The sequence below is a fragment of the Devosia sp. genome (genome assembly GCF_028290625.1).
Classification (GTDB): Bacteria; Pseudomonadota; Alphaproteobacteria; order Rhizobiales; family Devosiaceae; genus Devosia.
This window is the reverse complement of the sequence record NZ_JAQGJM010000008.1, coordinates 235,578-257,308: the sequence shown is the minus strand read 5'-3', so window position 1 is coordinate 257,308 and position 21,731 is coordinate 235,578. Positions and strand designations below refer to the sequence as shown.

Here is a 21,731-nt window from a genome sequence, read left to right as displayed (position 1 = left end):
ATGGCACTTTGAAGCGCCATCATTGGCTTGTTAGCTGGCATACGCCTCATCGAGGAACGCTTGCAACTGGGCCAAGTGCGTGCGCATCAGGCCCGTCGCGGTCGAGGCCGAGGCCGGCCGGCCGACATAGCGCACGCGCTGACCGTTGCGGCCCATCTGGTCGAACACCCATTCCACATAGGGCTGGATGAACGCCCAGGCGCCCATGTTCTTCGGCTCTTCCTGGCACCAGACGATGTCTGCATTGGGGAAGCGGTTCAATTCGTCCAGCAACGCCTTGGCGGGGAACGGATAAAGCTGCTCCAGCCGCAGCAGATAGACATCGTTGATGCCCTTCTTCTCGCGGTCCTCCAAGAGGTCATAATAGACCTTGCCGGTGCAGACCACGACGCGGCGGATCTTGTCGTCGCTCGCCAGCCGCACCGTCGTCTTGGGCGCGCCGGGCGCTTCGGCATCGTCCCACAATAGGCGATGGAAGCACGAATCCGGCCCCATTTCGTTGAGGCCCGAGGTGGCTCGCTTGTGGCGCAGCAAGCTCTTCGGCGTCATCAGGATCAGCGGCTTGCGGAAATCGCGGGTCACCTGGCGGCGCAGGGCGTGGAAATAGTTCGCCGGCGTCGTGCAGTTGGCAACCTGCATATTGTCTTCCGCGCAGAGCTGCAGGAAGCGCTCGGGACGCGCGGAGGAATGCTCCGGGCCCTGCCCTTCATAACCATGCGGCAGCAGCATCACGAGGCCGCTCATGCGGAACCACTTGCGCTCGCCCGAGGAGATGAACTGGTCGATCACTACCTGCGCGCCATTCACGAAATCGCCGAACTGGGCTTCCCAGATCGTCAGCGCCTTCGGTTCGGCCAGCGAATAGCCATACTCAAAGCCCAGCACCGCCTCTTCCGAGAGCATCGAGTTGATGACTTCGTAGCGGCTCTGGTCTTCGGAGAGGTTATTGAGCGGCGTATAGGTGTGGTCGTCCACCTGGTCGTTCAGCACCGAATGGCGCTGGCTGAAGGTGCCGCGTTCCACGTCCTGGCCGCTGAGGCGCACCGGGTGCCCCTCGGTGACCAGCGTGCCGAATGCCAGCGCTTCCGCCGTCGCCCAGTCGATCCCCTCGCCCGCCTCGATCGCAGCCAGGCGATTGTCCATGAACCGCTTGACCGTCTTGTGGACGTTGAAATCGGCCGGCACATAGCTCAGCTTGGCGCCCAGCTTGGCCAGCGTATCGATCGCCACGCCGGTATCGCCGCGGCGCGGGCCTTCCTGCTCGGCCGGACGCAGGTCCCTCCAGGCACCATCGAGCCAGTCGGCCTTGTTGGGGCGATAGTCCTGCCCAGCCTGGAATTCGCCTTCCAGATGCGCGCGCCAGCCGGCCTTCTGCTCTTCGAGCTGCTCGGCCGTCAGCAAGCCTTCGGCGATCAGCTTTTCCGAATAGATCTCCAGCGTCGTCTTGTGCGCGCGGATCTTGGAATACATCATCGGCTGGGTGAACGAAGGCTCGTCGCCTTCGTTGTGCCCGAAGCGGCGATAGCAGAACATGTCGATCACCACCGGGCGACCGAACTTCTGGCGGAATTCCACGGCGATCTTGGCGGCGAACACCACCGCTTCCGGGTCATCCCCGTTCACATGCAGCACCGGCGCTTCGATCATCTTGGCCACATCGGTCGGATAGGGCGAAGAGCGCGAATAGAGCGGGCTGGTGGTGAAGCCGATCTGGTTATTGATGACGAAGTGGATCGAGCCGCCCGTACGATGGCCCTTGAGGCCCGACAACCCCAGGCATTCGGCGATCACGCCCTGCCCGGCAAACGCCGCATCGCCATGCAGCAGCAGCGGCAGCACCATGGAGCGGTCCGGCTTGCCGTCGGTGGCAATATTGATCAGCTTGTTGTCCGGCGAGATATGCTGGTCCTGCTTGGCGCGCGCCTTGCCCAGCACCACCGGATCGACGATCTCCAAATGGCTGGGGTTCGCCGTCAGCGACAGATGCACCTTGTTGCCATCGAACTCGCGGTCCGACGAAGCGCCCAGGTGATACTTGACGTCGCCCGAACCTTCCACGTCCTCGGGATAGTAAGCGCCGCCCTTGAACTCATGGAACAGCGCGCGGTGCGGCTTGTGCATCACCTGCGTCAGAACGTTCAGCCGCCCGCGATGCGCCATGCCCAGGACGATGTCCTTGATGCCCATGGCGCCGCCGCGCTTGATGATCTGCTCCAGCGCCGGGATCAGCGATTCCGAGCCATCGAGGCCAAACCGCTTGGTGCCGGTGAACTTGACGTCGAGGAACTTCTCAAAGCCCTCGGCCTCGATCAGCTTGGACAGGATCGCCTTCTTGCCCTCGGGCGTGAAGGTGATTTCCTTCTCCGGTCCCTCGATACGCTCCTGAATCCACTGCTTGGCTTCGGGATCGGAGATATGCATGAATTCGATGCCGACCGTGCCGCAATAGGTGCGTTCCAGGATCGCCAGCATTTCGGGGATCGTGGCGTATTCCAGCCCCAGATAGTTATCGATGAAAATCTTGCGGCTGAAATCAGCCTCGGTGAAGCCATAGCTGCGCGGATCGAGTTCCGGCGCCGGCTCGTCGGCCTTGAGCTTGAGCGGGTCGAGATCGGCATGCAGATGCCCGCGCATGCGATAGGCACGGATCATCATGATGGCGCGGATGCTGTCGCGCGTCGCCTGCAGCACATCGGCCGCCGTCGCTGCGGGAGCGCCAGTGGCTTCGGCCTTCTTGGCCATGACCTTTTCGGTCTTGATGGCGATTTCGCCCCAGTTGCCGTCCAGCGCGCTGACCAGTTCGCCATTGGCGCTCTGCGGCCAGTCCTTGCGGCCCCAGCTCGGGCCATCAGCGCTCTTCTTGGCGTCGCTACCGGTATCGTCCAGCTTGCCGAAAAAGCTCGCCCAGGTCGGATCGACGCTGGACGGATCAGCCTTGAAGCTGGAATAGAGTTGCTCGATGTAGTCGGCGTTCCCACCATAGAGGAACGAGGTCAGCAAGAACGTGTCGTTCTTTTCCTGTCGTGTCATCGCTTTTTGTCGCGAGGCCCACGCCCCGCCATCCTTCTGAACGGGCCGGGTAACTCCGGCCACATGCGGTCATTGCGTTTGAACCGGATACTGCCCGCACATCCTTAGTATCCTGTTACCGGCCACAACGCGCCGGGTGCGCGTTGCCTATCATTCAATTGTGACCGCAATGATGAATTGCATCACACGGTCGAGTTTAACCCTTCAAGACTTCGGCAAGGGTCTTGCCGATGCGTGCCGGCGACTTGGACACCTTGATGCCCGCCGCTTCCATCGCGGCGATCTTGTCTTCAGCGCCGCCCTTACCACCCGAAATTACGGCGCCAGCATGGCCCATCGTGCGCCCGGCCGGTGCCGTCAGGCCCGCGATGAAGCCGGCCATCGGCTTCTTGCGGCCCTTCTTGGCCTCGTCGATCAGGAACTGCGCGGCGTCTTCCTCGGCGGAACCGCCGATTTCGCCGATCATGATGATCGATTTCGTTGCTTCGTCGGCGAGGAACATTTCGAGGATATCGATGAACTCGGTGCCCTTGACAGGGTCGCCGCCGATCCCGACAGCGGTGGTCTGGCCAAGGCCTTCATTGGTGGTCTGGAACACTGCCTCATAGGTAAGCGTGCCCGAGCGGGAAACAATGCCCACCGACCCCTTCGAGAAGATCGAACCCGGCATGATGCCGATCTTGCATTCTTCCGGCGTCAGCACGCCCGGGCAGTTCGGCCCGAGCAGGCGAGACTTGGAGCCTTCCAGCCGCGCCTTGACCCGCACCATGTCGAGCACCGGAATGCCTTCGGTGATGCACACGATCAGCGGAATTTCCGCCTCGATGGCTTCGATGATGGCTGCGGCCGCCCCCGGAGGCGGCACATAGACGACCGATGCCGTCGCGCCAGTGCGCTCCTTGCCCTCGGCGACCGACGCGAACACCGGCAGCGATGCCGAAGCATCCACGCCGCTGGTCCAGGTCTCGCCGGCCTTCTTGGGGTTCACCCCGCCCACCATCTGGGTGCCGTAGTAGGCCAGCGCCTGTTCGGTGTGGAACGTCCCGGTCTTGCCGGTCAGCCCCTGCACGAGAACCTTGGTGTCTTTATTGACCAGAATGGACATGGATTTTCCTACAGTCGATTGAGTTCGGTGACGGTCAGCGCGCTTGTCGCATTGCCGGTATTGAGCGTCGTCGAAGGTTCCACCATGAGCACGATCGGCTCATGGGTCAGCGCGCGTGGCCTGTGCTCGGTGGCCTTGGGCACGACGAGGAATTCGCCCTCGCCCAGTTCCACCACGCCGTCGCGAAAATCGATGGCGATGCGGCCCTTGAGCACGAGGAACGCTTCGTCCTCTTGCTCGTGCGCGTGCCAGTCAAAGACTTCGCCGAACTTGGCGATCTTGACTTGGCTGTCGTTGACATCGCCGGCGATATGGGGCTGCCACACACCCTTGATGCCAGCCTCGGCCGCCTCGACCAGGTTGATCTTGCGGGGGGCCATCGGCCTAGCCCTTCACCGCCGCCACGATCTTCTGTGCGGCGTCATCGAGATCGTCAGCCGAAATCACGTTCAACCCGCTCTGGTTGAGGATTTCCTTGCCTTCCTTAACGCGCGTGCCTTCCAGCCGCACGACGAGAGGCACCTGCAGTCCGACTTCCTTGACTGCGGCGATCACGCCCTCGGCGATGACGTCGCAGCGCATGATGCCGCCAAAGATATTGACCAGGATGCCTTCAACTGCCGGATCGGCGGTGATGATCTTGAACGCTGCCGTCACCTTCTCCTTGGTGGCGCCGCCGCCAACGTCGAGGAAGTTCGCCGGCTCCGCGCCATAGAGCTTGATGATGTCCATGGTCGACATGGCGAGGCCCGCCCCATTGACCATGCAGCCGATGTTTCCATCCAGCGCCACGTAGGCCAGGTCGAACTTGGACGCTTCGATTTCCTTGGCGTCTTCTTCGCTGAGGTCGCGCAGCTCGGCCAGCTCGGGATGCCGGAACGCCGCGTTGTTGTCGAAGCTGACCTTGGCGTCGAGCACGCGCAGATGGCCGTCGGTCAGAACGATCAGCGGATTGACTTCGAGCAGGCTCATGTCGGTCTCGACGAAGGCCTTGTAGAGGATTGGGAACAGCTTGGCCGCATCGACCTTGGCGTCGCCATCGAGCTTGAGCGCGGCGACGATCTCGGCCACGTCCTTGTCGGTCACGCCGGCCAGCGGATCGATATCCACGGCGATGATCTTTTCCGGGGTATCATGGGCGACGGCCTCGATATCCATGCCGCCTTCGGTCGACACCACGAACGACACCCGCCCGGTGCCGCGATCGACCAGCAGCGAGCAATAGAGTTCGCGGGCGATATCGGCGCCGTCTTCGATATAGAGGCGATTGACCTGCTTGCCGGCCGGGCCGGTCTGCTTGGTCACCAGCGTATTGCCGAGCATTTCCTTGGAGAACGCAACCACGTCCTCGATTGTCCGGGCCAGCCGCACGCCGCCTTTGGCATCGGGACCGAGTTCCTTGAACTTACCCTTGCCGCGCCCGCCCGCATGGATCTGGCTCTTGACCACATAAAGCGGCCCTGGCAGCGACTTGGCCGCCGCGGCCGCCTCGTCAGCGGAGAAAATCGCGACGCCGTCAGCCACCGGCGCGCCATAAGCCTTCAGCAGCGCCTTGGCCTGGTGTTCGTGGATATTCATTCAAAGTCCCCTTGGATGGGCCTGGTGCACCGGTCAACACCCTATCACCGGGTCATTCCCGCAAAGGCGGGAACCTCTGTTGGCGATGCCAAAAGAGAAACGGAGGTCCCCGCTTTCGCGGGGATGACTCCGCGGTTTGTCACTTCAGCTTCGGCGCAATGACCTTGCACGCCTCGATCAGCCCCTCGACAGCCCCAACGGACTTGTCGAACGCCTTCTGTTCAGCACTATTAAGTGAAATTTCGATGACTTTCTCAGCGCCACCGGCCCCGATCACCACCGGCACGCCCACATAGGTGCCCTTGACGCCATATTGGCCATCGAGGAACGCCGCTGCCGGCAGCACGCGCTTCTTGTCCTTGAGATAGCTTTCCGCCATCGCGATTGCCGAAGTGGCCGGCGCATAGAAAGCCGAGCCGGTCTTGAGCAGGCCGACGATTTCGGCGCCGCCATCGCGGGTACGCTGAACGATGGCGTCGAGCTTTTCCTTGCTCATCCAGCCCATCTTGACGATGTCGGTCAGCGGAATGCCCGCAACGGTCGAATAGCGCACCAGCGGCACCATGGTGTCGCCGTGGCCGCCCATCACGAAGGCATTGATATCTTCGACCGAAACCTTGAGTTCGTCGGCGATGAAATGCACGAAGCGCGAAGAGTCCAGCACGCCCGCCATGCCGATCACCATGTTGGTGGGCAGGCCCGAGAACTTCTGCAGCGCCCAAACCATCGCGTCGAGCGGGTTGGTGATGCAGATGACGAAAGCCTTGGGCGCATACTTGGCGATACCCGCGCCAACCTGCTCCATCACCTTGAGGTTGATTTCCAGCAGGTCGTCGCGGCTCATGCCCGGCTTGCGCGGCACGCCGGCGGTGACGATCACCACATCGGCGCCTTTGAGGTCTTCGTATTTGGAGGTGCCGGTGATCTTGGCGTCATAGCCTTCGACCGGGGCGGACTGGGAAATATCCAGAGCCTTGCCCTGCGGCACGCCGTCGACAATGTCGAACAGCACGATATCGCCCAGATCTTTCATGGCCGCCAGATGAGCCAGAGTTCCACCGATCTGCCCCGAACCGATGAGAGCGATCTTTTTGCGCGCCATAAGCCTCAATCTCCGACTGCGTTGATTTGGCGCACCTCTTAACCCTGTACCCATTTCAGGGCAAGTGAACCCTTCGTCTTAAAGGGCTTTGCAGCCATGCCCATGGGTCAAGGCCCTATGCCGGTTCGGCAGCCCCCGCGTCCCGCAAGCCCTGTGCCAGATAGTCTTCCGACTGCATTTCGATCAGCCGCGACACGGTGCGCTGGAACTCGAACGCCGTCTTGTCGTCGCTCGCCAACTGCTCCAACGGCACGGCGAAGCTGGCCCCCAGCTTCACCCCGCGATCATAGAGGTTGTCGATCAAGAGGATAAACCGCTTGGCCCAGTCGCTGCGCGTCCGGTCCATTTGCGGCACATCATCGATGATGATCGAATCGAACGCGTGCGCGATCCTGACGAAATCACGCGATCCCAGCGGCTTTTCGCAGAGGTCAGCAAACCCGAACCGCGCCGCCCCCAGCGCCGCCAGCGGCACGGCGATTTGTCGTCCGATGCTCTCGACGCTCGCCGGCGCGCCCGCCTCGCCCCCGGTGATGCGCAACCACAGCTTGTCCATTGCCGCCCGCGCCGCCGGACCGGTCCCAAAGTAATAAACATCCTGCCCGGCAAATTTCAGCCGCCGATAATCCCGCGCCGCCGGCAATTCCGCCACCAGCGTACGCTCTTTCAAAAGCTTGATGAACGGGACGAACAATTCGCGATTGAGCCCATCCTTGTAGAGTCCATCCGGCGCCACATTGCTGGTCGCCACCAAAGTCACCCCGGCCACGAACAGCTTGTCGAACAGCCGATACAGCAGCATCGCATTGGTGATGTCGTGAACATGGAATTCATCGAGGCACAACAGCCGAAGTCCCGACTTGATAATCGGCTTGACCACCGCCTCGATCGGGTCGCCATCGTCGCCCTTGGCTTTCGCCTTCTTGCGAAACGCCGCGATCCCCGCATGGATCTCATCCATGAATTCGTGGAAATGCACCCGCCGCTTTTGGCCGATGGGCACATTGGCAAAGAACAGGTCCATCAGCATGGTCTTGCCCCGCCCGACCTCGCCGAACAGATAGAGCCCCTTCACGGGCTCCGGCTTGTCCCTCAGCCGCGCAAGAAATCCCGCACGCTTGCCGTTTGCCAGCCCCTCGGCCACCCCATCGAGCAACCGCGCCGCCTCCCGCTGCGCCCCGTCCCCCACAAACGCCCCCCGCTCCACCAACGCCGCATAAGCAGCACTGACGGGTCCTTCAGTTCGAGGAGAAGTTTCTTGAATGGTCACTACGACGCTGCAGTTTGGGAGATTTGGCTCAGGCCGAGTCGAAAACGGTGGTTCGCGAGAACCGGAGCGGAGCGTACTTTTGTACGTGAGCACCGGAAGCGCAGTGAACCGCCGTTTGCAGACCGGCCTCAGTCAAATCCTAGCGCTGCATGGTGATGGCTTGGCCGCCGCCGAGCACACCAATGTAACGGCCGCCGCTTGGCGTGAGCGAACCGGCAATATTGCCATTCACATCATAGAGTTGCAGCTGCGAGCCGACCTGCTGCCAACCGGCAACTGCGGCCAGGCTCGGCAGGGCACAGCCCGGAGCCGAGGCACGATAATAGTTCGAGCCTTCCTTGAGCGTCAGTGGCAGGTTGAGGCGGCACTGGCTGGTGCCCGCCAGCGCGGTCCACACACCTTCGGGGCCAGCACTGACCATGCCGGGCTGGGCAATCGGCGCCAACTGGCCATTGACCATCGCGGTCTGCGTCGCCGCGCCATTGACCGGCGGCAGCGTATTGAACCCGCTTGCTGGCTGCGCGGCAACGCCACCCAGCACCGGCTGTCCGGATAGGCCCGGCGCCGGGGCGCCAGTCGCGCCGATTGCGGGCAAGCTGCCCTGCGCCACGGTCGAACCCTGCACCGGACGCAGCGTCGAGGGCGCCTGAATGGTATTGAGACCAGCCGTGTTGGACGCCGTCGAGCACCCGACGACAGTCATTGCCATCATCACCAAGCCAACTGCTGACAACGATCCGCGCATCCAAACCATCATCGGCTTGCTCCTGCCTAAGGCTTAATAAAGGTTAACATTTAGCCGGCTTATAGCCAAACCACACCACATGTTCAATCGTCGAACCTATCGAACTCAGCAATGCCTGTGAATGTGGCCCATTTTGGGGTCAATGCCCGCCAAACTCTATGGTTCCAGCATTTCGCGCAACAAGTCGTCCGCCAGCACTCGCGCGTCCGCCGCTTCCTCCTCGGGCACCTGCACCGGCACGCCCTTGGGACCGAACACCCCCGGCAATCCCGGAAGGCCGCCCTCGCCGCTTTCCAGCGGATGAAAGCCATGCGCCTTAAGCGCCACCACCAGCACCCGCGCCATTGACGGGTCCTCGACCTGGGCGATGATTTCAAAGCTCATGAATTGCCTCCGCTTGGACTATTCGATCCTGACCGGCACGCGTCCTGGCCGCAACCCCTCACGCGTGCATCGCTTGCATTCCCCCCGCTTGCATGGTGCATTCGCCAGCAAGCCGTTTCACCGCAAGGTGATTTGCCGCTCGGTAGGCAGGACTTAGGGTACGCGGCGACACGCTCGTCAAAGGGAACGGAATGGGCGCCTATATACTTCGCCGCCTGCTGCTGATGATCCCGACCGTCTTCGGCATCATGGCCATTTCCTTTCTCGTCGTGCAGTTCGCCCCCGGCGGCCCTGTCGAACAGGCCATCGCCAATATGAGCGGCGCCCAGAACTCGATGACCCAGCGCGTCACGGGCAGCGATACCGGCGATTTCACCGACGCTGCGCCCCAACAAGCCAATGCCGCCAACGGCTCCACCTATCGCGGCTCGCGCGGCCTGTCGCCCGAACTTATCGCCCGCATCGAAAAGCAGTTCGGCTTCGATAAACCACCGCTCGAGCGCTTCGGCATGATGCTGTGGAACTACCTCCGCTTCGATTTTGGCGACAGCTATTACCGCGACATTTCGGTGGTCGACCTGATCAAGGAGAAGATGCCGGTCTCGATCTCGCTAGGCCTGTGGATGACACTGATTTCCTACGGCATTTCCATCCCGCTGGGCATCAAGAAGGCCATCACCGAAGGCTCGCGCTTCGACGTCTGGACCTCCACCGTCATCATCGTTGGCTACGCCATTCCGGGGTTCCTCATCGCCATCGCCCTGATCGTGGTCTTCGCCGGCGGCAGCTTCTGGTCGCTATTCCCCTTGCGCGGGCTGACCTCGACGGGATTTGACAGCTTCCCCTGGTATCGCCAGGTCATCGACTATTTCTGGCATCTGGTGCTGCCCATCATCGCCATGGCGCTCGGCGCTTTCGCCACCACCACCATGCTCACCAAGAATTCGTTTCTCGACGAGATCGGCAAGCAATACGTCACCACCGCCCGTTCCAAGGGTCTCACCGAAAACCAGGTGCTCTACCGCCACGTTTTCCGCAACGCCATGATGCTGATCATCGCCAGCTTCCCCGGCGCTTTCGTCGGCGCCTTCTTTGGCGGCTCGCTGCTGATCGAAACCATCTTCTCGCTCGACGGCCTTGGGCGCCTGGGATTCGAGGCCATCACCAGCCGCGATTATCCCGTGGTCTTCGCCACGCTCTATGTCTTCTCGCTGCTGGGCCTGGTCATCGGGCTCATCTCGGATCTCGCCTATATGTGGGTCGACCCGCGCATCGATTTCGAAAGCCGCCAGGTATGAGCGAGCTCGCCGCCGAGGCCGGCGCCACCAAACCGCGCGCCGACTGGCTGTCACCGATGAACCGGCGCCGCCTCGACGCCTTCCGCCGCAACCGCCGCGGTCACTGGTCGCTGTGGATTTTCCTCGTCCTGTTTGTCATCACCCTGGGCTCCGATTTCATCGCCAATGACCGGCCGATCCTCGTCAGCTACAAGGGCGAATTGCTGACCCCCGCCTTCGTCGATTACCCCGAGTCCAAATTCGGCGGCTTCCTCGCCTATACCAACTACAGCGACGAGTTCATCGCCGACGAGATCGCCGCCAATGGCTGGATGCTGTGGCCGCCCATCCGCTTCAGCTACAACACCGTGGACAGTTTCACCCCTCAGTCTGGCGCCGTCGCTCCCAGCTGGATGATGAGCCGCGACGCTCGCTGTGCCGGCTATCCCCTGCTCGCCGCCGACCCCGGCTGCAATTGGGGGACCTATCACTGGCTGGGCACCGACGATCGCGGCCGCGACGTGCTGTCCCGCCTAATCTACGGCTTCCGCATCTCCATCCTGTTCGGCCTCGTGCTGACGGTCCTGTCTTCCATCATCGGCGTCGCCGCCGGCGCCGTGCAGGGCTATTTTGGCGGCTGGACCGACCTGCTGTTCCAGCGCTTCATCGAAATCTGGACCTCGGTCCCGGCGCTTTATCTCCTGCTGATCATCTCCAGCGTCATTGCCCCCAGCTTCTGGGTGCTGCTCGGCATCCTGCTGCTATTCTCCTGGGTATCGCTGGTCGGCATTGTCCGGGCCGAATTCCTGCGCGGCCGCAATTTCGAATATATCAACGCCGCCCGCGCGCTGGGCGTCTCCAACCTCACCATCATGTGGCGCCACCTGCTGCCCAACGCCATGGTCGCCACCCTGACCTTCGTGCCCTTCATCCTCTCGGGCTCCGTCGCCACGCTGACCTCGCTCGATTTCCTCGGCTTCGGCCTGCCCGTCGGCTCCCCCTCGCTGGGCGAATTGCTGGCGCAGGGCAAGAACAATCTCCAGGCCCCCTGGCTCGGCCTCACCGGCTTCTTCACCATCGCCATCATGATGACCCTCCTCGTCTTCATCGGCGAAGGCGTCCGCGACGCCTTCGATCCAAGGAAGACACCGGCATGACCGCGCCGCTCCTCTCTATCCGCGATCTGACCATCGCCTTCGGCCCCAGCACCGCGGCTAGGTCGGTGTCCTTCGATATCGCCCCCGGCGAAACCGTGGCGCTGGTCGGCGAGAGCGGGTCGGGAAAATCCGTCACCGCATTGTCGATCCTCAAGCTGCTGCCGCCCACCGCGGCGCTCTCCGGCCAGGTCAACTTCAAAGGCAAGAACCTGCTCTCCGTCTCCGCTGCCGAACTACGCGCCGTGCGCGGCAACGATATTTCGATGATCTTCCAGGAGCCGATGACCTCGCTCAACCCGGTCCACACCATCGGCCGGCAAGTCGAGGAAGTCCTCGCCATCCACAAGGGACTGCGGGCCAATGCCGCCCGCGCCCGCACCATCGAACTGCTCGAACAGGTCGGCATTCCCGATCCGGCCAGCCGCCTTGCGTCCTACCCGCACCAGCTTTCGGGCGGTCAGCGCCAGCGCGTCATGATCGCCATGGCACTCGCCAACGAGCCCGACCTGCTCGTGGCCGACGAACCCACCACCGCGCTCGACGTCACCGTCCAGGCCCAGATCCTGCTGCTGCTCAAGCAACTCCAGCAGCGCCTCGGCATGGCCATGCTGTTCATCACCCATGACCTTGGCATCGTCCGGCGCATCGCCGACCGCGTCTGCGTCATGACCCAGGGCGAAATCGTCGAGACCGGCCCCGTCGCCCAGGTCTTCGATAGCCCGCAGCACCCCTATACCAAGCGCCTGCTCGCCGCCCAGCCCAAGGGCCAGCCGCCTCTGGCCAATACCGAAGCGCCACTCGTTGTACAAGCTACCGACATCCGCGTCTGGTTCCCCGTCAAGGCCGGCCTGCTGCGCCGCACCGTCGGCCACATCAAGGCCGTCGACGGTGTCGATGTCGCCATCCGCCAGGGTGAGACGCTCGGCGTCGTCGGCGAAAGCGGCTCGGGCAAATCCACGCTGGGGGCGGCGCTGCTGCGGCTGATTTCCTCCAAGGGCCGCATCGTCGTGCTCGGCAATGAAATCCAGCAAAAATCCTGGCGCGCCATGCGCCCGCTCCGCGCCGATATGCAGATCGTCTTCCAGGACCCCTACGGCTCGCTCAGCCCCCGCCTTTCGGTCGCGGGCATCATCGGAGAGGGCCTTGAGGTGCACGCGCCCAGTATCGGCAAGGCCGAGCGCGAAGACCGGGTCATCAAGGCGCTGGAGGAGGTCGGCCTGCCGCCCGAAACCCGCTTCCGCTACCCCCACGAATTCTCCGGCGGCCAGCGCCAGCGCATCGCCATCGCCCGCGCCATGGTGCTGTCGCCCAAATTCGTTGTGCTGGACGAGCCCACCTCGGCGCTCGACGTGTCGATCCAGGCCAACGTGGTCGACCTGCTGCGCGAGCTGCAACAAAAGCACGGCCTCACCTATATGTTCATCTCCCACGACCTCAAGGTCATCCGCGCCCTTGCCAATACGCTGATCGTCATGCGCAATGGCCGCATCGTCGAGCAGGGCCCCGCCGCCGATATCTTCGCCTCCCCGCAGGAAGACTATACCAAAGCCCTCATGGCCGCGGCCTTCGATGTCGCGGTGATCTGACGCGAAAACTTGAGCGCATCGCCTCTATACATCCCCTCCATTCCCCCTAAACTGCCGTCACAAAACCGCCATCCGCCCGGGAGCGCCCCATGAAATTCGCAGCCCTCGCCGCCTTCGCCCTTATGCTGCTCGCCCCCGCTCTGCCCGCGCTTGCTCAACAGGACAAACCCGACACCTGGCTGCATGCCAGCTCAGCCATCGGCGAGCCAAAATATCCCGAAGGCTTCGCCCATTTCGACTACGTCAATGTCGATGCGCCCAAGGGCGGCACGGTGCGTATGGGCGCACTGGGGGGCTTTGATACCTTCAATCCCATCCTGCCCAAGGGCGAGGTGGCCGGTGGTCTTGGCCTGATCTACGAAACTCTGATGACCCCCTCGCAGGACGAGGTGCTGACCGATTATGGCCTCTTGGCCGAGGCGTTGAAATTTCCCGCCGACTATTCCTCGGTCACCTTCCGCATGAACCCCAAGGCCAAATGGAACGATGGCGAACCGGTCACCGTCGCCGATGTGATCTGGTCGTTCAACACCGCCAAGGAGTTGAGCCCGCAAATCGCCCAGTATTACGCCAATGTCACCGGCGTCACCGAGACCGCTCCCGGCGAAGTCACCTTCACCTTCGATCAGACCGGCAACCGTGAACTGCCCAAGATTCTCGGCCAGTTGATGATCCTGCCCCAGCACTGGTGGGAGGGCACCGACGCCAAGGGCAATAAGCGCAATATCGGCGCCTCCACGCTGGAACCGCCGCTTGGCTCGGGCCCCTACGAGCTCGCCAGCTTCGAAGCCGGCAAGACCATCAGTTACAAGCGCGTCGAAAACTATTGGGGCAAGGATCACCCCACCCAGGTCGGCGAGAACAATTTCGATCAATATCGCATCGAATATTTCCTCGACCAGACCGTCGAATTCGAGGCTTTCAAGGGCGATCAGTTCGATTGGTGGATCGAGCCCTCCGCCCGCGGCTGGGCCACCGGCTATGACATTCCCGCCGTCAAGGATGGCCGCATCATCAAGGAACTGTTTCCCCAGACCTATAACGGCTCGGGCATTATGTGGGCCTTCATCCCCAATCTGCGCCAAGCGAAATTCCAGGACCCGCGCGTTCGCGAAGCCCTCAACTATGCTTTTGATTTCGAGGAACTGCAAAAAACCCTGTTCTTCAACCAGTATCAGCGCATCGACAGCTATTTCTTCGGCCTGCCGTTCCGCTCGTCGGGCCTCCCCGAGGGCAAGGAACTCGACATCCTCAATTCGGTGAAGGACAAAATCCCCGCCAGCGTCTTCACCACGCCCTATACCAATCCCGTCAGCGGCGACGCGCAAAAATTGCGTACCAACCTGCGCACCGCACTGGGCCTGCTCACCGAGGCCGGCTACCACCTCGACGGCAACCGCCTCATCGATGCCAATGGCACGCAGCTCAGCTTCGAGATCCTGCTCGATAGCCCCACTATCGAGCCGGTCGCCACCAACCTCACGACCAACCTTGCCCAGATCGGCATCAATGCCACCATCCGCATCGTCGATGGCCCGCAATATATCAACCGCGTCCGCAGCTTCGACTACGACATGATCTACGAGGCCTGGGCGCAGTCCTTCTCGCCCGGCAATGAGCAGCGCTATTTCTGGGGCTCGGCTTCGGCCAAGGAAGAGGGCTCGCAGAACTATGCCGGCATCGCCGATCCCGGCGTCGACGCCCTGATCGACAAGGTCATTTACGCCGCCGACCGCGACACCCTGGAAGCCGCCACCAAGGCACTCGACCGCGTGCTGCTGGCCAACCACTACGTCGTCCCCAGCTACACGCTGCGCACCGCCCGCGTCGCCCGTTGGGACCGCTTCAGCCACCCCGAACCATTGCCCGAATTCGGGATCGGCTTCCCCACCACCTGGTGGTACGACGACGCCAAGGCGGCCAAGGTGGGTGGGCAATAGCGGGGGCACGCCCTCGTGGTTCGAGGCTCGCAAAGAGCTCGCCCCTCACCATGAGGGCTACTCCTGGACCGAGTTCTCAACAGCCCTCATGGTGAGGTGCGCCGCTTGGCGCCTCGAACCACGAGGGCGTGGCACTCAGTAGTCACTCTCATAAAACACGCCGAGGCTGGAATTGCCGTCCTGCCCGGCGGCGCCCTGCACCTTGAGATCATTGGTGACGTCCAGATTGATCGTCACCTTGCTCTGCCCGTTAGCGCCGGCCTGCACGCCCAAATACACATTGTCCTGGATATAGGTCCCCGCCTGCACGGCGACATTGCCCTGAGCGTCGGTGACCACATCCAGATCGTCCAGCCCCGCGGCGCCGCGTAGGCTATCGAGCAGCGAGGGGTTCGAGCCGCCGCCGACCAGTTCAGCCGCGGCTCCCGCCAATTTTGCCAGTTGCAGCGGCGACAATTCGCCCATTCCGCGCTTGAAGATCAGCCGGCTCAGCACTTCGTCCTGCGGTAGCATCGGGGTCGAGGTGAAGCTCACATTGATATCCGAAACCCGGCCGGACACGGTGACGAACACCGTGATGCCCTCACCCTCGGTGCGCGCCACGAGGTTCAACTCAGGGTCGAGATCGCCCACCAGCGTCACGGTGCCGCTGTCGAAGGTCACCCGCTGGCCCAGGATCGCCAACCGCCCGCGGTTGAGCGAGAAAGCGCCTACCGGCTGGATGTCGCCGATCGGTCCGGTGAGCCGCACCGAACCGCCAACTTCGGCGTCAAGTCCCCGGCCGCGAATGAAAATCTGGTTTGGGGCGTTGACGGTGATGTCGAGGAGGACACCACCGGGGCGGGTCTGGGGGACCGGGGCGCCGGCGGCATCGACGCGGGCGCGAACAAGAGTTTGCTCGACTTGCGGGGGTGCGTCGACATGCTTGACGTCGATCATCGTGGCGCCACCGCCGAGGCTTTCGGGCACGGTGATGTCGGCCTTTTCTACCAGTACGTTGCCGCTCAGGAGGGGGTTGCCGGTGAGGTTCCCGGTCAGTGCCAGATTGCCCTGCACGGTGGCCACGAACATATTGCCGTCAGCGTAACGCGCTGAATTCAAAGCCAGTTTTACGTTTGCGGGGAAACCGCCGCTGAGTCCAATCGAGCCCGATGCCGCCACCGAGCCGCCAGTCGCGAGCCCGGCCGTAAGGCTGTCGATCACCAGATTATTGCCGCTGAGACTGGCCGAGCCGGTGATGCCGTGCAGCCGTAAATTCAGTTCGGGGTCGATGTAACCGGCGTTGCTGGTTGACACCCGTCCACCGAATTTCGGCGCCGCGATGCTGCCAGACACCTGCGCGTCAAGGCTCACCGAGCCGCTCAACTGACCACCGCGATCGGCTACGAAACGCTGCGCTAATGCTAGCGGCGCGTTACCCTTGAGCGTCACATTCAGCCCGTTCCCGCTCAACGGCACTCTGCCCGAGCCGCTGATGGTCAATCCACCATTCCCGTTCGCCGACAAACTCGCCAGCGACACGGTCTGGGCGGCATAGGTGCCGGTTGCATTCAGGCTCAGCGGCGCGATGCCAAAGTCCTTGATCGCCGCCGCATTGATGCCTGCACCACGCGCTTCGAACGCCACTTTGGGGTCGCTGCCGCTGCCGGTGATCGTAGCGCGGCCGTCCAGTGTTCCGGCCAGCCCCAGGCTTGGGACGACCGCATTGGCGATCGACAGCGGTAGTTGGCTGATGTCGAGCGCGATGTTCAGCGCCTCGCCCGCCGAACCGCTGGCGGTGATGCTGCCCGAGCCGACATCGAACCGCACGGCATCGAGCGACAGCGTCGAGCCCGCCACGGTGAGCACCGTCGGCTTGGCCAATCGCGCCGAGAGTTGTCCCTGGTCCAGCTGCGCCCGATCGAGCGCCAGGCGATAGCCGCCGGTGATCGCGGCCAGCGATCCGGCGACATCGACATTGGTGCCGGTCGCCAGATGGGCTTGCGCGTCGAATGCCGTGGCGACGCCGGTCAGGCTCCTTTGATATTGCTGGCTCGCCTTGGCGGTCAGCGTATCGATGGTCAGGCCGGCGGCATGCACCGCGCTTGCCGTCACCGTTCCGTCGATTTCCGGCACGCCGAACGCATCGCTGGCGCCCGCCTGGATATCGGCCGCGCCGACGCTGATATCGTTGACAACGACATTGCGCAACGTGCCCTTGACGGTCGCGTTCTGCCGCTCGCCATCCGGCGTCATTTGTACTTCCAGATGCACTTCGCCCTTGGCATCGAGCAGGGCCAGCGCTGCCGCCACCGAGATGTCCGGGGAGTCCACATAGAGCGAGCCATCGACCAACCCGGCTGTGTCGCGGTTGAAGCCGCCGGTCACCCGCGTTCCAGCCGCCTGGAAGTCGATATCGTTCAGCGCCTGGCCGCCATCGCCGAGATCGACCTTAGCCACGAGGCTGGTCTTGAACCCGTCGAGCATGCCGTCGCCGGTGATATTGCCCGTCAGCCCGCTCTTGTCCGAGCGCCCCGCAAAAGTCAGCGTGCCCTGGCGGAAATCGCGTCCCGCCAACTGCCCCGCCGCCAAGCCGGCATTCAGGTTCAGGTCCAGCACCCCGTCCTGGCCTTTGGTCGTGCCGACCACCTTGACGGCGCCCTTGCCCTGATCGCTCAGTAGCGCCAGATCGGCGAGGTCGAGATTGAAGGTGAAATCCGCCACGGCGCTCGAATAGCTGCCATCGGCCAGCAATTGCACCTGTTGATTGCCCAGCTTGAAATTCTGAGCTGTCAGCCCCGCCTCGGTCCGCGCCACGCGACCCGACAGCGCCACGGTGCCGGCCAGAATGCCGTCGGCGATCTCATCGTCGATCTTGAGGTTCGTGCCGGTTCCGTCCAGCGTCAGGTCAAACCCGCCGGTCAGCGGGCTAAGCGTGCCATTGGCCTTGAGCGACAGGCCACCATTCAAATCACGCCCGGCCATTCCCGAGAACGGCGCGATGCTGCTCGTCTCGACCGCCACGTCGCCCCTGAATTCGGGGCCATCCAGCACCCCGGCCAACCCCGCCGTCAGCGCCTTGCCGACCAGCCGGAACTGCGCGAGCTGTACCGGCTCGCCCGCATTCCACAGCCCGGCAATACCCAGGCCTATACTGTCACCCAGCGCCGCCTTGACCTCGTCCGCAGCCTCGATGCCCGCGATGGTGCCGTCGCCGTTGAACGTCAGCCGCCGCTTTGCCGGATCGCTCAGGTTGGCCGCCACGCCGCCCAGCGTCAGCGCCATGGTCTGCGCTGCGAAATCGCCGGTGGTCAGGCCCTTCACGTCGAGCGTCGAACTCCAGTTTTCCGAATTGTCCTGTCCGAAATTGATCGCCACCTGTGCGCCATTGACGCTGACCGGCGCGCCCGGCACCGGCAGCAATACCGGCGTTCCGGCTGGGTCAGCCACCACGGCGTTGAGCGTCAACTGGCGCAGGAAATTGTCCGGCGTCGTTTCCGCCGCGCCTTCGAGCAGCAATTGCCCGCCACTCAGCTTCAGGCCCGAAATCGAAAGCCCGCCGCCCGTGCGCACCAGCGCGTTGGCCGTCAGTGCCGACTCGGCGCCAAAGAACGGCTGGTATTGCGGCGCCATCAGGCTTGATACTGGCCCGCGCAGATCGGCCGCGATGGCAAAGCCGTCTGCTGTCTGGTTCACCGTCGCGCCGCCGCCCAAAGCCGTCTGCCCATTGGCCTTGAGCGTCAGCGTGGTCTGCAGGTCAGCGACCGGCCCCTTGCCGGCGATCGCCAGTTCGACAGCAGGCTTTCCCTCGATATTGAGCAGGTTGGCCATCACCCCATTGGGCGGTTCGGTCAGCGTCACGCCCACATCCACGACGTTGTCGGCCTTGGTATAATTGGCCATCAGTGCCAGCGTGCCGCCCGGCCCGTCCAGCCGCACGATATCGAGCTTGGAGGTCAGGTTGCCCCCCTCCAGCGTCAACGCACCGTTGAGCGAAATCGCCGAACCCAGCCCGAACACGCCCGCGCCGAACGTCACCTTGGGGATCGACAGTTGTTCCAGGATCACCGCCACCGGAAATTCGGGAATGGTTAGCGTTCCCGCTTCCGCGGGCGGCAGATCGACGCCCTCGGCGGGCTTGGCATTGCGCAGATAATCGATCGAGTCCGCCGTCAGCGACTTGACCTCGAGCCGCCCCAGGAACAGCGCCCCCTGGTTCCAGGTCAGCCGCGCATTATTGACCCGCAGCCACACCCCTTCGGCATCCGAAATGGTGATTTCGCGAATGGCGATATCCGAACCCAGCGCGCCTTCGATATTGCTGAGCCGGATCTGCCGCTCCGGCGTCGAGAGCCGGTCCTGCACGAAGCTAGTGAGCCAGTCCTTCTGCTCGTCCGGGCTCATCGTCATCACGTCCTGCGCGACGATGACGGCTGGCACGGCGACAGCCAGCCCCAGCACGACGAGCACGAGAACAACCAGCCGCCGCGGCAGCGATATGAGGCGCGAAATCAAAACGACTGTCCTATGCCGACGTAAATTGCATAGTCGGGATCGCCGGCGCGCTTGTTGAGCGGGATGGCGATATCGGCCCGCAATGGCCCCAGCCCGGTATAATAGCGCACGCCGATGCCGGCCCCGAGCCTGAGGTCCTCAAGGCCGGGGAACCGGTCAGCCGCCACATAGCCACCGTCGATGAAACCGACGACGCCAATATCCTTGGTCACCTTGGCCCGCGCTTCCAGCGAGCCTTCCAGCAGATAGCGCCCACCGGTGACATTGCCGTTGCCGTCATCGACGCCGATGGATTTGAAACCATAGCCGCGCACAGAGCCACCGCCGCCAGCGAAAAACAGCTTGTCGGGCGGGATTTCCGACAGACTTGGCCCGACGAGTGCGCCGGCCTTTAGCCGTGCAGCCAGCACGAATTGATTGTCTTCGCCAAAGCCAAAGTAGGTCCGCCCTTCCAGCGTCAGGCGGGCAGCCGGATTGCCGTAGTTGAATTCGTAGAATGGCTCGACATTGGCCGAGGCGAAAATGCCGCCGGTCGGATCGACGGCGTCGTCACGCCCGTCATAGGTTATGCCGCCATAGAGGCCCGCCAGCGAGAAATCGCGGGTGCCGAATACGTCATCGAACCGGCTGCGCTCATATTCGACGCCGCCCTCGAAACTGATCTGGTCGGTCAACGTATGGTTCAACCCCAGCCGCCCATTGATCGAGGTTTCGGTATAGGTCGGATAGAGCGTTCTCTCCGCCGAAATGGCCGCGATCAGGTCGGTATCCGGCGTGAACACGCCCGGCTTGGTGAAGGTGCCGCCGAACTGATAGTCGAATTCTTCGGTATCGATCGGGAAGGCGATGCTGGCGATCTTGGCATCCAGCCGCAGCCGTTCGGCATGCCCGAACAGATTGCGCCACAGATGAAAGCCCTCGATCCCCAACCCGTCGATGGTCGAATAGGTCGCGCCGACGCCAAAGCGCCGCCCCGGCAATTCCTGCACGATCAGATTATAGGGTAGCAGCCCGTCCGAGCCGATCGCATCGGCCGCCTGCATCCGTGCCGCGCTGAACACTTCGAGCCGATCCAGCCGCTTTTGCGCCAGCTTCAGATCGTCGGGATCATATTCCTGGCCGGGCGAGATCCCGGTCTGCCAGCGCACGAAATCGGCGTCCATGTTCTCGGTGCCGCTGACCACGATATCGCCGAACGCCGCCTTGGCGCCCGGATTGACCGTGATGGTCACATCGACGGTCGAGCTGGCATGGTCGGCGACCACTTCGCGATTGGCGATCTCGGCCTTGGCATAACCCTGCTGCCGCCACGCCTCGAGCGCCAATTGCTCGGCCTTGAGCACGACGCTGGAGCGCGCGATCTCGCCGCTGCCAAAGCCTTCGCTGGAGGGTGGCTCGACAAAATCGCCCGGATCATTGGTGAGGGGCGCCTGGTTGACGACCTGCACCCGGTTAAACTTGAACAGCGGCCCCGGCGTCACCACGATCGCCACTGCCACTGGATCGGGCAGGTTCACATCCGGCGCCAGGCTTGAGGCTTCCACCCCGCCGACGCGAATGCTGATGCTGCCGCCGTAATAGCCCTCATTATAGAGCGCCGCCAGAATGCGCCGGTAGTCGCCGCGCGCCTTGGCCAGCAATCCCGCCGCGCCCGAGGCCGGCTCCCCGGCGTCGGCCACCAGTGCCGAGGCATTGCGCACCACGCCTTCGGCGGACCCGATCTGGGTCACCGAAACATCGACCGTATAGGGCTGCGGATCGGCGATCACCGCGTCGGCATCCTTGTCCGACTGGTCTTCGAACAGCTTGATGCCAAAAATTTCAAAAGCTGAAGCCTGCGGCGTCCAAGCGACGCTCGCCAGCGGCAGGGCGATGCCAAGCGCCCCCAAACTCAATACTATCCGCGCCAGCTTCAGTGGACCGTTCCCGTCGCTCGTTCCGCCCCTACCCGCCATTGGCGAGGACTGCCACTCTGCCTCATCGAGCCAGAAGATTCAGTTAAACTTGACTCTAATCGAACGCACTGACGCCGTGCGCGGCTAGAACGCGTTCAACTCTGTGGC

The 21,731-nt window shown here is 63.1% G+C and carries 14 protein-coding genes; 4 read left to right on the top strand and 10 right to left on the bottom strand.

From position 1 onward, the window contains the following. Positions 1–30: 30 nt before the first annotated feature. From JWR51_RS03340 to JWR51_RS03305, 8 genes are all read right to left on the bottom strand, one after another. Positions 31–3,030 carry a 2-oxoglutarate dehydrogenase E1 component gene (locus tag JWR51_RS03340; protein ID WP_299743638.1) on the bottom strand — a complete coding sequence of 1,000 codons (3,000 nt, stop codon included), beginning with the start codon at positions 3,028–3,030 and terminating at the stop codon, positions 31–33. A gap of 196 nt (positions 3,031–3,226) precedes the next feature. Then, the gene (sucD, locus tag JWR51_RS03335; protein ID WP_299743635.1) at positions 3,227–4,135 is read right to left on the bottom strand and encodes a succinate--CoA ligase subunit alpha; all 909 of its coding nucleotides are present in this window, start codon (positions 4,133–4,135) and stop codon (positions 3,227–3,229) included. 8 nt (positions 4,136–4,143) lie between these two features. Further along, entirely contained in the window at positions 4,144–4,515 is a 372-nt protein-coding gene (locus tag JWR51_RS03330; RefSeq protein ID WP_299743633.1) for a cupin domain-containing protein, read from the bottom strand. A gap of 4 nt (positions 4,516–4,519) precedes the next feature. Continuing rightward, positions 4,520–5,713 carry an ADP-forming succinate--CoA ligase subunit beta gene (gene sucC / locus JWR51_RS03325; RefSeq protein ID WP_299743631.1) on the bottom strand — a complete coding sequence of 398 codons (1,194 nt, stop codon included), beginning with the start codon at positions 5,711–5,713 and terminating at the stop codon, positions 4,520–4,522. 139 nt (positions 5,714–5,852) lie between these two features. Then, complete coding sequence (gene mdh / locus JWR51_RS03320) at positions 5,853–6,815, bottom strand: malate dehydrogenase (protein ID WP_299743629.1); 963 nt, start codon at positions 6,813–6,815, stop codon at positions 5,853–5,855. A 115-nt stretch (positions 6,816–6,930) separates the two neighbouring features. Next, on the bottom strand, positions 6,931–8,085 hold the full coding sequence (zapE, locus tag JWR51_RS03315; protein ID WP_299743627.1) for a cell division protein ZapE: 1,155 nt from the start codon (positions 8,083–8,085) through the stop codon (positions 6,931–6,933). A 139-nt stretch (positions 8,086–8,224) separates the two neighbouring features. After that, positions 8,225–8,788, bottom strand: coding sequence for an AprI/Inh family metalloprotease inhibitor (locus JWR51_RS03310; protein ID WP_299743625.1), 564 nt, complete (start codon positions 8,786–8,788; stop codon positions 8,225–8,227). Positions 8,789–8,986: 198 nt separating this feature from the next. Next, on the bottom strand, positions 8,987–9,214 hold the full coding sequence (locus JWR51_RS03305; protein ID WP_299743622.1) for a hypothetical protein: 228 nt from the start codon (positions 9,212–9,214) through the stop codon (positions 8,987–8,989). A gap of 191 nt (positions 9,215–9,405) precedes the next feature. On the opposite strand from JWR51_RS03305, the gene JWR51_RS03300 reads away from it, so the two are divergent. The 4 genes from JWR51_RS03300 (at position 9,406) to JWR51_RS03285 (ending at position 15,174) form a co-directional block, all read left to right on the top strand. After that, positions 9,406–10,512 (top strand): microcin C ABC transporter permease YejB, encoded by a 1,107-nt coding sequence (locus tag JWR51_RS03300; protein ID WP_299743619.1) that lies wholly within the window; start codon positions 9,406–9,408, stop codon positions 10,510–10,512. After that, positions 10,509–11,648: an ABC transporter permease gene (locus JWR51_RS03295; protein ID WP_299743617.1), complete on the top strand. Its 1,140-nt coding sequence runs from the start codon at positions 10,509–10,511 to the stop codon at positions 11,646–11,648. The genes JWR51_RS03300 and JWR51_RS03295 overlap by 4 nt, the downstream gene beginning before the upstream one ends. Next, entirely contained in the window at positions 11,645–13,234 is a 1,590-nt protein-coding gene (locus JWR51_RS03290; protein WP_299743613.1) for an ABC transporter ATP-binding protein, read from the top strand. The genes JWR51_RS03295 and JWR51_RS03290 overlap by 4 nt, the downstream gene beginning before the upstream one ends. 89 nt (positions 13,235–13,323) lie before the next feature. Further along, positions 13,324–15,174 carry an extracellular solute-binding protein gene (locus JWR51_RS03285; protein WP_299743610.1) on the top strand — a complete coding sequence of 617 codons (1,851 nt, stop codon included), beginning with the start codon at positions 13,324–13,326 and terminating at the stop codon, positions 15,172–15,174. 135 nt (positions 15,175–15,309) lie between these two features. Here the strand turns inward: JWR51_RS03285 and JWR51_RS03280 are convergent, their stop codons facing one another. After that, the gene (locus tag JWR51_RS03280; protein ID WP_299743607.1) at positions 15,310–19,668 is read right to left on the bottom strand and encodes a translocation/assembly module TamB domain-containing protein; all 4,359 of its coding nucleotides are present in this window, start codon (positions 19,666–19,668) and stop codon (positions 15,310–15,312) included. Further along, on the bottom strand, positions 19,665–21,563 hold the full coding sequence (locus tag JWR51_RS03275; protein ID WP_299743604.1) for an autotransporter assembly complex family protein: 1,899 nt from the start codon (positions 21,561–21,563) through the stop codon (positions 19,665–19,667). The genes JWR51_RS03280 and JWR51_RS03275 overlap by 4 nt, the downstream gene beginning before the upstream one ends. Between the last annotated feature and the right edge of the window lie 168 nt (positions 21,564–21,731).

Coding starts and splice junctions, on each gene's coding strand:
- JWR51_RS03340 (WP_299743638.1), bottom strand. CDS start 3,030: ATGACACGACAGGAAAAGAACGACACGTTCTTGCTGACCTCGTTCCTC.
- sucD (WP_299743635.1), bottom strand. CDS start 4,135: ATGTCCATTCTGGTCAATAAAGACACCAAGGTTCTCGTGCAGGGGCTG.
- JWR51_RS03330 (WP_299743633.1), bottom strand. CDS start 4,515: ATGGCCCCCCGCAAGATCAACCTGGTCGAGGCGGCCGAGGCTGGCATC.
- sucC (WP_299743631.1), bottom strand. CDS start 5,713: ATGAATATCCACGAACACCAGGCCAAGGCGCTGCTGAAGGCTTATGGC.
- mdh (WP_299743629.1), bottom strand. CDS start 6,815: ATGGCGCGCAAAAAGATCGCTCTCATCGGTTCGGGGCAGATCGGTGGA.
- JWR51_RS03310 (WP_299743625.1), bottom strand. CDS start 8,788: ATGACTGTCGTCGGGTGCTCGACGGCGTCCAACACGGCTGGTCTCAAT.
- JWR51_RS03305 (WP_299743622.1), bottom strand. CDS start 9,214: ATGAGCTTTGAAATCATCGCCCAGGTCGAGGACCCGTCAATGGCGCGG.
- JWR51_RS03300 (WP_299743619.1), top strand. CDS start 9,406: ATGGGCGCCTATATACTTCGCCGCCTGCTGCTGATGATCCCGACCGTC.
- JWR51_RS03295 (WP_299743617.1), top strand. CDS start 10,509: ATGAGCGAGCTCGCCGCCGAGGCCGGCGCCACCAAACCGCGCGCCGAC.
- JWR51_RS03290 (WP_299743613.1), top strand. CDS start 11,645: ATGACCGCGCCGCTCCTCTCTATCCGCGATCTGACCATCGCCTTCGGC.
- JWR51_RS03285 (WP_299743610.1), top strand. CDS start 13,324: ATGAAATTCGCAGCCCTCGCCGCCTTCGCCCTTATGCTGCTCGCCCCC.